Origin of the sequence: Stenotrophomonas rhizophila (assembly GCF_007667275.1) — a bacterium.
Lineage (GTDB): Bacteria > Pseudomonadota > Gammaproteobacteria > Xanthomonadales > Xanthomonadaceae > Stenotrophomonas > Stenotrophomonas maltophilia_AE.
Genome location: NZ_VDQT01000001.1, coordinates 1,059,716 through 1,073,041, shown reverse-complemented (window position 1 = coordinate 1,073,041; position 13,326 = coordinate 1,059,716). Strand labels below are relative to the sequence as shown.

General features: G+C 66.2%; 11 protein-coding genes. 8 read left to right on the top strand and 3 right to left on the bottom strand.

Going from position 1 to position 13,326, the window contains the following annotated elements; translation table 11 throughout:
- Nucleotides 1-30: 30 nt before the first annotated feature.
- Complete coding sequence (locus FSZ13_RS04615; RefSeq protein ID WP_145478218.1) at nt 31-435, bottom strand: barstar family protein; 405 nt, start codon at nt 433-435, stop codon at nt 31-33.
- 346 nt (nt 436-781) lie between these two features.
- On the opposite strand from FSZ13_RS04615, the gene FSZ13_RS04610 reads away from it, so the two are divergent.
- The 6 genes from FSZ13_RS04610 to FSZ13_RS04585 all read left to right on the top strand — a co-directional run bounded on the left by FSZ13_RS04610 (nt 782) and on the right by FSZ13_RS04585 (nt 9,104).
- The gene (locus tag FSZ13_RS04610) at nt 782-1,318 is read left to right on the top strand and encodes a hypothetical protein (protein ID WP_145478217.1); all 537 of its coding nucleotides are present in this window, start codon (nt 782-784) and stop codon (nt 1,316-1,318) included.
- Between the two features lie 80 nt (nt 1,319-1,398).
- Nucleotides 1,399-2,574 carry an OsmC family protein gene (locus tag FSZ13_RS04605; protein WP_145478216.1) on the top strand — a complete coding sequence of 392 codons (1,176 nt, stop codon included), beginning with the start codon at nt 1,399-1,401 and terminating at the stop codon, nt 2,572-2,574.
- A complete protein-coding gene (locus FSZ13_RS04600; RefSeq protein ID WP_145478215.1) occupies nt 2,555-5,596 on the top strand; it encodes a TonB-dependent receptor domain-containing protein in 3,042 nt (1,013 codons plus the stop codon). The genes FSZ13_RS04605 and FSZ13_RS04600 overlap by 20 nt, the downstream gene beginning before the upstream one ends.
- A 5-nt stretch (nt 5,597-5,601) precedes the next feature.
- Nucleotides 5,602-6,570, top strand: a complete 969-nt coding sequence (locus FSZ13_RS04595) for a DUF1684 domain-containing protein (protein WP_145478214.1) — start codon at nt 5,602-5,604, stop codon at nt 6,568-6,570.
- Between the two features lie 134 nt (nt 6,571-6,704).
- Nucleotides 6,705-7,064 (top strand): glycine zipper 2TM domain-containing protein, encoded by a 360-nt coding sequence (locus tag FSZ13_RS04590; protein ID WP_145478213.1) that lies wholly within the window; start codon nt 6,705-6,707, stop codon nt 7,062-7,064.
- Nucleotides 7,065-7,256: 192 nt separating this feature from the next.
- A complete protein-coding gene (locus FSZ13_RS04585) occupies nt 7,257-9,104 on the top strand; it encodes a metallophosphoesterase family protein (RefSeq protein ID WP_186308835.1) in 1,848 nt (615 codons plus the stop codon).
- Between the two features lie 32 nt (nt 9,105-9,136).
- Here the strand turns inward: FSZ13_RS04585 and fabR are convergent, their stop codons facing one another.
- Nucleotides 9,137-9,802 carry an HTH-type transcriptional repressor FabR gene (fabR, locus tag FSZ13_RS04580; protein WP_145478211.1) on the bottom strand — a complete coding sequence of 222 codons (666 nt, stop codon included), beginning with the start codon at nt 9,800-9,802 and terminating at the stop codon, nt 9,137-9,139.
- Nucleotides 9,803-9,895: 93 nt separating this feature from the next.
- On the opposite strand from fabR, the gene FSZ13_RS04575 reads away from it, so the two are divergent.
- Both FSZ13_RS04575 and FSZ13_RS04570 read left to right on the top strand, forming a co-directional pair.
- Nucleotides 9,896-10,969 (top strand): ferredoxin reductase, encoded by a 1,074-nt coding sequence (locus FSZ13_RS04575; RefSeq protein ID WP_145478210.1) that lies wholly within the window; start codon nt 9,896-9,898, stop codon nt 10,967-10,969.
- Nucleotides 10,970-10,971: 2 nt separating this feature from the next.
- A complete protein-coding gene (locus FSZ13_RS04570) occupies nt 10,972-12,093 on the top strand; it encodes a fatty acid desaturase family protein (protein WP_145478209.1) in 1,122 nt (373 codons plus the stop codon).
- A 32-nt stretch (nt 12,094-12,125) separates the two neighbouring features.
- Here FSZ13_RS04570 and FSZ13_RS04565 read toward each other — a convergent pair whose 3' ends face one another.
- Nucleotides 12,126-13,253 carry a metallophosphoesterase gene (locus FSZ13_RS04565; protein WP_145478208.1) on the bottom strand — a complete coding sequence of 376 codons (1,128 nt, stop codon included), beginning with the start codon at nt 13,251-13,253 and terminating at the stop codon, nt 12,126-12,128.
- Between the last annotated feature and the right edge of the window lie 73 nt (nt 13,254-13,326).

The window sequence follows — 13,326 nt, the reverse complement described above, 5'->3', positions numbered from 1 at the left end:
TACCGGTCCCGGCCTATCGGCCCAGCGGGCTCAGCGACGTTCCAGGGTAATACTCGGATGCGCCGCGAAGATCTCCATGACGATCTGGAAGTAGGTCTGGCCGTCGCCGGCGTCGAGCGCCTGCAGTTGATCGGTAATGGCGCGCGCATTGAAGGTGCCGCTCCCATCCAGCTTGGCCTGCAGCCATGCACGGGTGGCCGCCACGCCCAGCGCATTCCGGGCGTGCTCGATGTCATGCCAGATCAGAGTGGCTACGGCGTGCCCCGCCAGCACGCCGTAGCCGCCGTACAACATGTCATCCAACGCATCCAGGCTGTGAGCCAACTGCCAATCCTCACCGCTCATGAAAACGCGGTTGATCTCGTCGTAAAAGCTCGCGATGTCGTGCACCGCGCTGCCGTTCATTCTCAGGATGAGTGCATCAGCGTTTGCCATGCCGTACTGCAGTCCTCCGCCTCGATAGCGAAACATTAGCAGCGCCGGATGGTGGCTACCGTGACGCATCCAGCCATGTCGGATGGCGTGGCTCCACCTTATCGAAACCGAACCTGTGAGCGAAGTCGCAGGACTGCGCATGCTGCGCCCTCGGGCGTCATTCGACCCGTAGACTCGAAGAACGGGCAAAGAAAAACCCCGGAACCCTTCACTCACGTACAGCGTGTGAGGAGAGGAGCCGGCCCGGGGTATGTGCCGCCACTATAGAGAAAGGTAGCACCCTGTTCAACAGTCCCGGATGGGCGGCGCTTATTGATGTCAAACCGCTGCGGGGGTGGCTGGTGCGGTGTCTCGGTCCCGGCTGCTTGCCTACGGGCTGCAGAAGCAGGAAGAGGCCACCTGCGACAGAGGTAACGAGGGTGCTGAAGACGTCGTGGGGGCGGTGGCCAGGCACGGCGTCAACATGGTGTTGTGTGAGGCGTTCTACCCGGTACTGCACATGGTTGAAATCGTCCTTCGTAGTCGCATCCATGACGCGTTCTCCATGCACTTCAACTCGGCCTTCTGGTATGAGGGGGGTAGGCTTGGTGAGGGGCATCAGCGGATGGTGGACGCCGCCAAGACCGAACTGCTGCAACGAGGGATTGAACGGCACGCGCATCGTGTCATCGCCGAGTTCAGAGTCTTCCACCATCACCCCATATCGCAGTATCAAGACCTGCACGCCCGGCATCGTGCCCTTGTGGAATTGCTTGGTTGGATGTCGCCGGATGCGAGGGCGCACGTCGGCGCCATCTGTCGTTTCAATGCGGTGCATGCCGACAGACTTCGCCTTGCAACGCCGGACAGCCCCTGCATATCGGAATTGCCAACCGTTATTTAAACGCGGCGCGGCGACGTGGAAGAGTGGGCTTCTGTTCACGATCCCCCCGAGGCCGCTCGCCAATGTCCATCGTCCGATCCATGCCGTCGTCCAAGCTTGTCGGCGCCACCGTGCTGTCTGCCTTCCTCCTGCTGGCCTCTCCGGTCGCCCTCCCGGCGGAGGGCACGGACTCGCCACTGCGGACCTACCTGGCAGACAAGCGCGCCGCGATCCAGGCGCAGTCTGCGCAGCCGGCTGCGGCCACGCCAATCCATGCGAAGGTCACCGCCGAAAGCCGCTCGGGCGTGCGACGCCTGCGCATCGGGCCGACGGGGGAGTTCCAGTACATAAGCGACAGCGGCCGCAACTACGCCGGCTACAACCTCGGTGCGGGCTCCTGGGATTCGCTCGTAGGCACGCTGGCCAGCGCCGTGGCCGACGAATACATCGTGCAGGCGGCGGTGCAGAACGTGCCGCTGGATGGGCTGGACGTGGTGTTCACCAGTATTCCCGAGCGCAAGAGCGACACCCTGGCCTACCCCAACAACCTGTCCTACGTGGCCTATATCGATTCACCGGCTACCGACGCACAGCTGCAGACCCTCAAGCGCGCCGTGCATGAGAACTCCTCGGCGATCGACCTGGTCACCCGGCCGCAACAGGTCAGCCATGCCGAGGTGGAGTATCACCACAGTGCTGCCCAACGCGACCCGAAGCAGCCGCCGGGCCTGCGCGACTTCATCACCGAGGAAAAACGCCCGGCAGTGCTCGCCCGCCAGGTGAAACCGGCCGCTGGCAAGGCCCGCCCGGCCGAGCCGGAGACGCTGGTGGCCCGCGCCCACGTCGAACCGCACACCGGCCTGCGCCGCATATTCCTGGGCAAGGACGGCTACCACCAGCAGCTGCACGACAGCGCACCCGGGCTGCTCGGATACGGTCTGGCGCCCACGGTGGAGGAACACCTGCTTGGCGTGACCGGTACCTGCCTGACCCATATCTTCGAAGTCCAGGCGGCGTCGCGGAACGTGCTGCTGGATGCGCTGGAGCTGACCGTCGACGGCCAGGTGAGCCCGCGCTTCGGCAGCAACGTCAACTCGCCGGCGCGCTACAGCGGCATTCGCTACAAGGTGCGGATCGAATCGCCCGCGTCGGAGCAGGACATCGACGCACTGCGCCAGTCGGTGGAAGCGACCTGCCCGCTGTACAACCTGGTCAAGGACGAGCAGAAGCTGGAAGGCAGCATCGTGCGAGGGGCGTATGCAGACGCAGCGCAGTAAGCGCCAGCCGGTGCGCCCCGCGCGCCATGCCAACGGTTGGCGGCGCAGTCACCTGGCGCTCGCCCTGTGCACGCTGCTCGCCCCGGCCGGGGCGGCGGCGGAAAGCGCAGAGGGCGCGGAAGCCGTAGAGGCCGCCGAGGAGGCCGACGACGCCGCCTCGCGGACGCAAACGTCCAATGCGCGCACGCTGGACCGGGTGTCGGTGCTCGGCTCGCAGATCGCCGGCGGCGGCGCGCAGGCGGCGCTGCCGGTGGTCGCGGTGGACCGCGAGCAGATCGATGCCACCGGCGCGACCAACGGCAACGAGCTGTTCCGCAGCCTGCCGCAGTTCGGCGATGTCGCCGTCACCGAGAAGGGCACCACCAACGCCGGGCGTAATTCCAACGTGGCGCGCGGTGACGTCGGCTCGATCAACCTGCGCAACCTGGGCGCTAAATACACCCTGCTGCTGGTCAACGGCCGCCGCACGGTGCAGCACCCGATCAGCAACAGTGGCGATGAGACCACCTACAACGCCAATGCGATCCCGGTGTTCGGGCTGGAGCGGGTCAACCTGTTGCTGGATGGCGCGGCGTCCATCTATGGGTCCGACGCTGTCGCCGGGGTGGTCGACCTGGTGATGCCGAGCAACCTGGAAAACGGGGGCGGCATCAAGCTCAACTACGGCAAGGTGACCGACGGCCACCGCGAAGACGTTTCCCTGGACGGCTACTTCGGCAGCGACTTCGCCCAGGGCCGCGGCAATGTGTCCGTGCTCTACGGGTTCTCCAGGCGCACCTCACAGCTAAATTCCGATGCCTGGTTCACCGCTACCGACGGCCGCCGTGCGGTGGGCGACGGTACCAGCGTGCCGGATCCGAACGGTACCTCCGGCTTCAGCACGCGCACCCCGTGGGGACATTTCGAAACCTATGCCGGCGGGCGACGCACCGGCAGCTGGTACGTCAATCCGGCTACCGGCGCGTTGAGCAGCGGCACGGTGCCGACGCGCTACCACTATGATTCGGCAGCCGAACCGGGCATCACCACGTCGCCGGCGATCCGCAAGGGAAATGTGTTCGCCAGCGGTCGTTTCGATCTCACCGACAGCGTGGAGCTGTTCGGTGAACTGGCCTACTACCGTGCCAGCTCCGAGTCCTGGGTGAGCAGCGAGTCGGGCTTCGGTGGGGATGGGTTCCTGCTGCATATCCGCCCGGATGCGTACTGGGTGCCGGCATCGCTGCGCGGTGCGGAGGCGATCCGGCTGCTCAACTACCAGTTCGCGGACTCGGGCATCCGCAAAGTAAAAGTGGACAACGACCAGTCGCGGGTGCTGCTGGGCGTGCGTGGCTGGACCGTGGGCGGCTGGAACTGGGAAAGCGCGCTGCTGTACTCGCGTGCGCGCAGCACGGACACGCAGCAGGGCGGTCTGACCGATGCCTTCATCGCGGCGGTGAACCGCACCGACGCCGGCGCCTACAATCCGTTCAGTGGCGGTGACCCGGCCAGCATCCGGGTAGGCGACGCCACGCCCTACGACACGTCCACATTCATTGGCGAGGCCACCCGCGAAGGTACCGCCGAGCTGGCGCTGTGGGACTTCAAGGTCAACCGCCCCGACCTGTTCAGCTGGTACGCCGGTGACATTGGCATGGCCGCGGGCGTGGAGTACCGCTATGAAAGCCGCGCCGATGACCGCGACGAGAACATCGATGGCAGCCGTCCCTACACGGACTGGTACACCGGGACCGTGGCGGCCAGCAACTTCTTCACCCACAGCCCGCGCCCGGACGTGCGTGGCAGCCGCAACGTAAAGTCGGCACTGATCGAGTTCGCGGTGCCGCTGGTCTCGCCCGCGCAGGACATACCGCTGGTGCAGTCGCTGGATATCCAGCTTGCCGGCCGCTGGGAGGATTACAGCGACGCCGGCAGGGTGGCCAAGCCGAAGCTCGCCGCGGCCTGGAAGGTCAATGACAGCGTGCTGCTGCGCGGCTCGGTGAGCGGCGGGTTCCGTGCGCCGGGCCTGGAACTGGTGAACTCACCGCCGACCTATGGGTTCGGCTTCAACAACGATGCCATCCGCTGCCACGCGCTGATCGTCAAGGGGGCGCAGCCCGATTACAGCGCCTGCTTGAATGCGTTCAGCAGTGGCTCGTCGGTCAAGCCGTCGGTCAGCGCGGTGACCTCGTACGGAAAGGACGTGGAGCCGGAAACCACCCGGCAGTCGTCGTGGGGTGCGGTGTTCGAGCCGCAGTTCCTGCCGGAGCGGCTGGGCGCGATCAGCCTCAGCGTGGATGCGTGGCGGGTGGAGGTCGAGAACCCGATCAACACCCTGGGCGAAGAGCTGCTGTATGACGCGTACCTGCGCGTCGTGGAAGGCAGCAGCAACCCGAACGTGGTGCGCGCCGCGGTGACCGCGGAGGACGTCGCGCAGTTCGAAGGCTCGGGGATCGCGCCCGCTGGCGTGGTGACCCACATCTACAACCGATACCAGAACCGCAGCCCGCTGACCGCGTCGGGCGTGGACTACAACCTCAGCTGGCGCTCGCCGGACACGGCGTGGGGGAATCTCGCCTTCCTGGTCAGTGCCAGCCAGCTGCGGGAATACACCCAGCAGAAACCGGCCGAGATCCGCCAGGTGGCGGCGGCGATCGACAGTGGGCTGCTGAACATCATCGCGCCCGGCCTCGGGGCGGCGAACGAGGTGGGCCTCAACGGCGCCAAGCCGGAGTGGCGCGGCAGTGCCACCCTCATCTGGAACCTGCAGGACTGGACGGTGCGCCTGCGCGACGACTACATCGGCAGCGTCACTGCCGGCGCCTATGCCGATCGCCGACCGTACGTGGTCGGGTCCACCCAGCGCTGGACGCTGTCGGTGCGGAAGGCCTTCAACCACGGGCGGCTCAGTGGCACGGCGGTGGAGGTGGGCGCGCGCAACCTGTTCGATGAGGAGCCGCCACTGAGTGCCACCGGAAACTACCTGAGTGCGCTGCACGAAACCTACGGACGTTACCTCTACCTCGGCCTGTCCAAAGAATGGTGATCGATATGAAGACACGCACCCTTGTCTGCTTGATGACGGCGAGCCTGCTCGCAGCGGCCTGCAGTTCGCAGGACGGGCGCGCGGTCGATTCCGCCGCCGTCGCGCCCACGGCAGCGGCGTTCGCAACCGAGCATGCCGAGTGGGTTCGGGAGCGGGCGGCAGACCTGGGCAGGCCCGATGGCTGGACCAGCCTGATCGGACTGCATTGGATCGAAGCCGGACGGCGCAGCGTGGGCGGCGGCGAAGGCAATGCCATCCACCTGTCCATCGCACCGGACCGGTTGGGCCAGGTGGAGCAGCGCGCCGATGGCCTGTACTTCCAGCCCGCCGAAGGCGTGCCGATCACGGTGGATGGCAAGCCGCTGCTGCATGAAGTGCGGTTGGACACGGAAGGGGCGGGCGGCGGCACCAGGCTGTCCTACGACCAGGGCAAGGGCCAGATCACCGCGATCAAGCGCGGTGAGCGGCTGGCCTTGCGGGTGCGACACGCCGACGCACCGGCGCGCCGCGACTTCGCGGGCCTGGATTTCTTCCCGGCCAATGAAGACTGGCGCGTGCAGGCGAAGTTCGTTCCACACCCTGCAGGCAAGACGCTGCCGATCGTGAACGTGTTGGGCGAGATCGCCGAGAACCCCAATCCGGGCTACGTGGTGTTCGAGAAGGAGGGTCGCCAGTGGCAGCTGGAGGCGCTGGGCGACCCCGCGAAAGGCTTGAACCTGATGTTCCAGGACCAGAGTACCGGCCAGCTCACCTACGGGGTAGGGCGCTACCTGCACACCGAACCGGTCGCCGCGGACGGCACGGTCGTGCTGGACTTCAATCGTGCCTACAACCCGCCCTGTGCTTACACCGACTTCGCTACCTGCCCCTTGCCGCCACCGGAGAACCGGCTCGCACAGCTGGATACCGGGGGACACCGCACGCGGCTGGCGGTGCTGGCCGGTGAGAAGAAGTATGCGGTGGCCAAGCACTGACCTTGGAAGGTTGGGCGGGCATTGCCGCAGGCTGAACGGGAGGTCCGGCATTGACGCCGCGTCGACGGTTTTTCACGGGGGGTTCCCTACGTTGCGCTGACACTGGCGCCACGTCATGAAGCGAGGAAACCACCATGAATCTCTCTACCCGGAACGTGCTGTGTGCAGCCGCCCTGATGGCATCGGTGTTCAGCGCCAGCGCCCAGACCTACGGGCCGAAGGATGAAGGGCGTCGCTTCAACGACGGCACCAAGGTGGTCTGCAAGAACGTCGAAGTGCAGCGCAACAGCCGCGACCCGAACCGCATTGCCGGCACCGCCACGGGCGCGGTTGTCGGTGGGTTGCTCGGCAACCAGGTGGGCGGCGGCAACGGCAAGAAACTCGCCACGGTAGCGGGTGCCGTCGCCGGCGGCGCGGCCGGTCGCCAGATCCAGGGCAATCATCAGAACAAGACCGGCGACCGCGTGGTCGAGCGTCAGTGTTATCGCCGTTAAAGCCGGTTGACGGCAGGGAACAGACGGAAGGGCCGACGTGATGTCGGCCCTTTTTCATCTCCGTCAGTACCGCCACTGGTTTCACATCCAGCTAACCGGTGCAGTAACAGCATCCCGGGGCATCGGGGGATCAAATCGGGGGAGTTGATCAGGGCGGCGGTGGATTCGCCGTTGCCCCATCGGGAGCTGCCCGTGCATACCCTGCGCCTTGTATTGAGTTGTGCCGCCTTGCTGGCATGCACGGCCGTTTCCGCTGGTGAAATCACGCCACGACACATCCCGGGCTGCAGCGAAACAACCACTGAAAGCTACAAGAACTACGCAGCTCCAGGGTGGAATGTTCCACAGTTGACGTGGTTCGTTGCCGCCTCCGACCCTCAGTTGCCGCGGACGATCGATGACTCGGGAAATGAATCCATCAGCCTGGGGGCCTCCAAGTCGAGGCTGGCAACAGTCATGGATGACATTTCGTCGTTCAGGCAGTCGGTGGATGGCGCGGTTCCAGTCCTGATCAACGGCGACCTGACGGACTTTGGGCACGGCAGCGAGCGCAGGCCCACGCAGGAGCTCTTCCGCAGGCTGGGTCCGACCAAGGGTGCGCCGCTTTTCTTTCCGGGACTGGGCAACCACGACTACGCCAACAACATCAACGATTGCGCCAACAACGGATGTGCACGCGACAGCGTGTGCGACGTGCTGGGTTGGACCTATGAACTGCAGCCGCGCTTCTGGGATCATCACTTCAACGAGCCCGAACACTACGGCAGCTTTGGGTATTCCATCGATGTCGGTCCGAATGCCACCTTCGTGCAGCTCAATGACTCGCCGACGTATAACGTGCGCTTTTCCACCGGCATTCTCCACAAGACCAGCTTCTATGCGATCAGTTCGGTGCGATGGCTGGAAGGGGTGCTGCACGATGCGCGCAAGCGGAACCGCTATGTCTTCCTCAGCATGCATCGTCGCGACCAATGGCCTGGCGGAACCTCGGCTCGGTTCAAACGCCTGATCCAGGATTACGGCGTGCAGGCCGTGTTCGCAGGGCACCACCACACGCAACTGGGCAAGGCCAGTTCCACCGAGGGCAGCTTCGGAACCGTGCCGGTGTTCCAGAGTGGCGCGCTGCTCAACATGACCTACCTGATTGTCGAATTCCGGCCCGACCTCAAGCGTTACACCGTGTACAAGGTGGAGCGGGGCCGGAAGCACAGCAGCAAAACCAAAGTGGGCGACTACCCGCTTGCCCTGTCGCCGACCCTCCCTTACCCGGACTTCGGGGACGCGCGCCTGATCATGTACGAAGGCAACAACGCCACGCAGGAGACCCTGTGCCATCTGCCCATTCCCTACCCGGCGTTCAATGCCCCCGGATCCTACGGTTGCATCAACGATGAGGTCCGTTCGCTGCGCATCCTGAAAGCGAAGCGGGGCACGCAGATCCGCCTGTTCGGGAACTGGCATCACCAGAAGAACCAGGGCTACGCCTTCATCAATGTCCTGGATGACATCCTGACGCCGGTGACGGTCGGCTCGTTCGAGCGCTCCTACACGGACCCGAACGGGAAGTGGGCGCTGCAGCGCTACAACGGCGGACACACGCTGGACGGCAAGATATCCAGCTTCTCGATGCTGGGCGACCAGGTGTTCGGGCCAGGCACGCTCAATCTCTATCGGGATGCCGGCCAGACCGACCTGATGTGTTCGATTCCGGTCGAGCCGAACAGGGACGTGAATCTGTGGCTGTCCGGCAAGCAATGTGGAAATGACCAGGCACGCGCGGCGATCTGGCTCAATGCACGGGCAGGCCAGGAAATCTGCCTGTACGCCGACTATTACCTGCAGGGCGCCAACACGTGCTTCCGGGTGCACAAGGACTACCCGATCATCGGCGTGCGCTCGTTCGATTACGACTACAGGGATTCCGTTTACACGATGGTGAACGAGGGGCCGGTGGATGGCGAAGTGTCGAGTCTGTCGATCAGGTCCATCCCGCGCGACGCTGCGCCGCATGCCGCGGCACAGGAAGACACATCGCCATGACGGGGTCAGTCACCACCCGCGCCGGACCGGGCTCACCGGGTCGGCGGATAGCCTGCGATGGTGCGTGCCCCGGTGATGATCATGCGCAGCATCTGCGCGGTCTGTTCGATCATTTCCGGGTCGCGTTCCGGCGGCTGGTCCAGCGCGGTGCCGCCCATGGCGAACACCAGGCGGGTGATCGCCTTGGCCACCAGGTGCGGCTCATGCAACAACGCGCCATTGTCCGCGTGGGCCAACCGGACCAGGTCGACGCAGAGCTCTTCTTCGAAGTAGTTCAGCTCGCGCTCGACCGCCTGCTTGAACGCATCCGAGCCGGCGCTGCCTTCGCGCAGCAGCACGTGCAGCAGGCGGTCGTCGGCGCGCAGCTGCTCGAAGAAGGTTTCCACCGACAGCCGGATCACGCTGCGGTCCGACGAGGCGGCGCGCTGGCGTGACTCGCCGATGATGGTGCGCAGCGAACGACCGGCCAGGTCGATCAGGGCCACGGTCAGCTCGTCCATGTCGCGGAACTGGCGGTAGAACGAATTCGGGGCGATGCCGGCTTCGCGGGCGACCTCGCGCAGACTCAGGGTCGACACGCTGCGGTGCGGGCCGATCAGGGTCAGGGCGGCGGCCAGCAGGTCCTCGCGCGAAATCGAGGCTTTGCGGGCCGGCAGGGCGTCATCGGGGACGGTCAGGTGCGAATCGGGCGGGGTCATCCAGGGGCCAGACAGTCAAGTCCCTGAATCATAGCCGGTCCGGGCGATATACAAGTGTATACACAGCTGTATGCTCGCCCGTATAGTGGCGGCATGAGCGCACTCCCTCGTACTGCCGCCCGCCGTTCCTCCCTTTCGCCCCGCCAGTGGGTGTCGGAGGAGCTTTTCGATTTCTGGGCGGGCAGGGTGCATCCGCTGTGGACCCTGCGCCGCGCGCGGGCGCGCCTGGTGTCCCGGCATGCCGCCAGCGCCGACGCGGTCACTCTGGTGCTGCGTCCCAACCGGCACTTCCGTGGCGTCGCGCCGGGCCAGCACGTCAACCTCGGCGTGGAGGTCGATGGCCGTCGCCTGTCGCGCAGCTACAGCCCGACGGTGCTGGATGACGGTTGCCTGGCGATCACGGTCAAGACCGTGGCCGGCGGCAGGGTCAGCCAGCATCTGGCGCAGCATGCGCAGGTGGGCGACGTGTTCGAACTGGGCCAGGCGTTCGGCGGGATGACCCTGCCGGCGGTGCCTGCCGGGCGGGTGCTGCTGCTGGCTGCCGGCAGCGGCATCACCCCGATGCGCGCGCTGGTGCGGCAGATGGAGAGCGCCGGCATGCCGGTGCAGCTCGACCTTGTGTACTGGGCGCGGCAGCGCGAGGCGGTGTGCTTCGCCGACGAACTGGCAGATGTTGCCGCCCGCCATCCCGGTTTCCGCGTGCACCTGGCGTTGACCCGCGATCCCGCCGCGCCGGCCGCGCGGGTGGGCGACTATGACTTCAGCGCGCTGGGCGACCTATCCGGCGCGCAGGTCATGGCCTGCGGCCCCGGCGGTTTCGTCGACGCCGCCCGCGCGCGGCTGCAGGGCCAGGTGGCTGAACTGCAGTCCGAAGCCTTCACCCCGCCGGTGCTGCCCGATGCAGAAACCGGCAGCGTGCGCGTGGAGCTGCGCCGCAGCGGCCGCACCCTGGAACTGCCGCGCGGCACCTCGCTGCTGCAGGCGCTGGAGGCCGAAGGGCTGCGCCCGGCCAGTGGCTGCCGCATGGGCATCTGCAATACCTGCGTCTGTGGCAAGGCCAGTGGCGTGACCCGCCACACCCTGACCGGCGAATACGCGGCCGAACCGGCCACGCAAGTGAAGCTGTGCGTGAACAGCGCCAGCACCGACCTGATCCTGGAGCTCTGAGCATGCCTGCCGTGCATAACCGCGTGTTGTCCGCCACCGAACTGGATGCGTTCGGTACCGAGCTCGATGCGCTGCGTGCGCGCCACCTGGCCACGCTGGGCGCGGCCGATGCGCGCTACATCCGCCGCGTGGTGGCCGGCGTGCGCTGGACCGGCGTGGCCGGCCGCGCGCTGCTTTTCCTGGGTGCATTCGTCCACAGCGTGCTGATCCCGGCGTGGATTGCCGGCGTGGTGCTGCTGGCGCTGTCCAAGATCCTGGAAAACATGGAGCTGGCGCACAACGTCATCCATGGCCAGTACGACTGGATGGGCGATCCGCAGCTGCAGGGCAGCAGCTACGAATGGGACATCGTTGGTACCGCCGACAACTGGCGCAAGACCCACAACTTCCGCCATCACACCTATACCAACGTGCGCGGCCTCGATGACGATATCGGCTACGGCCTGCTGCGGATCTTCCCGGAGCAGCGCTGGCGCCCGTTCTACCTGACCCAGCCGGTGGTGGCGGTGGTGTTCGCGCTGCTGTTCGAGTGGGGCATCGCGATACAGGACCTGCGCCTGGGTCGCTGGTTTGCCGGCAAGATCACCTTCCGCCAGCTGCTGGCACAGGCGCGCCCGGTCGGCCGCAAGATGGGCAGGCAGATGTTCAAGGACTACCTGCTGTTCCCCGCGCTGGCCGGCCCGTTCTTCCTGCCGGTGCTGCTGGGCAACGTGGTGGCCAACGTGATCCGCAACGTGTGGACCTACGTGGTTATCTTCTGCGGGCATTTCACTGCCGATGCGGAAACCTTCCCGAAGGAATGCGTGCGCGATGAAAGCCGTGGCCACTGGTACCTGCGCCAGCTGCGCGGTTCGTCGAACATCGCCGGCGGCAAGGTGATGAACCTGATGACCGGCAACCTCAGCCACCAGATCGAACACCATTTCTTCCCGGACGTGCCGGCCAACCGCTACGCGGCCATCGCCGTGGACGTGAAGGAGATCTGCGCCCGCTACGGCCAGCACTACAACACCGGTTCGCTGCCGAAGCAGTTCGGCCAGGTGATGTGGCGCATCCTGCGCCACGCCTTCCCGAGCCGCCCGGCCCGCGTCCGTCCGCTGGTGGCCGCCACGCAGGACGCGTAGAGCCACGCCCTGCGTGGCTGCCCGTCCGTTGTTCAGTCGCTTTCGCCGGCGACGCCCTCGGCCAACGGCACCCGCGAGCCATCCAGCAGCCCGCGGCTCACCGCGCCGTTCTCGATGAACAGCAGCTCGCCGTTCTCCCCGTTCTTGATGCTGCTGTCGATGGCGATGACGCGCCCGCCATGGAAGCTGCTCACGTGCGGCATCGAGGTGTGGCCCACCACGATGCGCGTGAGGTCCAGCTGCTTCAGCAGGGTGTCGACCTGCGCGGTGTCCATCCGCCCGTCGAAATAGCCGCGGTACCAGATCGGGCTGGTCTTGCCGTCGAACAGGCGCGCGGTATCCGGCGCGGCCTTGACCTCGTCCTTGGGCAGGCCCACCGAGGCCTGGTAGAGCGCATTGGTCGCCTCCAGCCCGCGCACCAGGTCCAGGTTCTCCGGCGCGATGCCGCCATGCAGGAACAGGGTGTCGCCGATCTGCAGCAGCACCGGGCGGGTGCGCAGCCATTGGCCGATCACCGAATCGGCGCCATACAGCGCCGGATAGCTGCGCCCAAGCAGCTGCGCGCTCTTGAGGTACTTCGGGTTGACGTAGCGCAGGTCGTCGTACAGCACCATGGTTTCATGGTTGCCGAGCACGAAATGCACCGCGCCGCCGGCGGCAGCCGCCTGCTGCTGCAGGCCGTACAGCAGCCAGAACGCTTCGGTGACCTGCGGGCCACGATCGAACACGTCGCCGGCCACCACCAGGCTGGCAGTGCCCAGCGCCCAGCGGTCCTGGTTGTCGATCACGTGATGGGCGCGCAGCAGCTTCACCAGCAGGCCGTACTGGCCGTGGATGTCCGACAGCGCGACGATGCGCGGGGTGGCCGGCAGGCGCGCCACCGGCGCCGTGCGCGGCGGCAGTACGGTCACCGGGTGCGGGTAGCCGCATTCGGGCAGCACCACGGTACTGGCGCCGCGCGCGGGCAGGTCGCGCTGCACCACGTGGTCGTTGCAGACCCACTGTGCCTGGTGGCCGTTGCGGGTAAGGAACACGTAGGGGCCATCGGCCTCCACATGTTCGGCCGGCGCCGGTACCTCGCGGGCAGTGGCAACAAGGGGAAGCAGGACCAGCCCTGCCAGGATCAGGCGGACGGCAGCGGAACGGGCAGGAAGCAGCATCGTAACTCCAGCAGGACGGGACACGCCTGCCAGATGCTACCCGCCGGGCGCTCCGGCGGGTATGCCCGATGGG

Coding starts and splice junctions, on each gene's coding strand:
- FSZ13_RS04615 (WP_145478218.1), bottom strand. CDS start 435: ATGGCAAACGCTGATGCACTCATCCTGAGAATGAACGGCAGCGCGGTG.
- FSZ13_RS04605 (WP_145478216.1), top strand. CDS start 1,399: ATGCCGTCGTCCAAGCTTGTCGGCGCCACCGTGCTGTCTGCCTTCCTC.
- FSZ13_RS04600 (WP_145478215.1), top strand. CDS start 2,555: ATGCAGACGCAGCGCAGTAAGCGCCAGCCGGTGCGCCCCGCGCGCCAT.
- FSZ13_RS04595 (WP_145478214.1), top strand. CDS start 5,602: ATGAAGACACGCACCCTTGTCTGCTTGATGACGGCGAGCCTGCTCGCA.
- FSZ13_RS04590 (WP_145478213.1), top strand. CDS start 6,705: ATGAATCTCTCTACCCGGAACGTGCTGTGTGCAGCCGCCCTGATGGCA.
- fabR (WP_145478211.1), bottom strand. CDS start 9,802: ATGACCCCGCCCGATTCGCACCTGACCGTCCCCGATGACGCCCTGCCG.
- FSZ13_RS04575 (WP_145478210.1), top strand. CDS start 9,896: ATGAGCGCACTCCCTCGTACTGCCGCCCGCCGTTCCTCCCTTTCGCCC.
- FSZ13_RS04570 (WP_145478209.1), top strand. CDS start 10,972: ATGCCTGCCGTGCATAACCGCGTGTTGTCCGCCACCGAACTGGATGCG.
- FSZ13_RS04565 (WP_145478208.1), bottom strand. CDS start 13,253: ATGCTGCTTCCTGCCCGTTCCGCTGCCGTCCGCCTGATCCTGGCAGGG.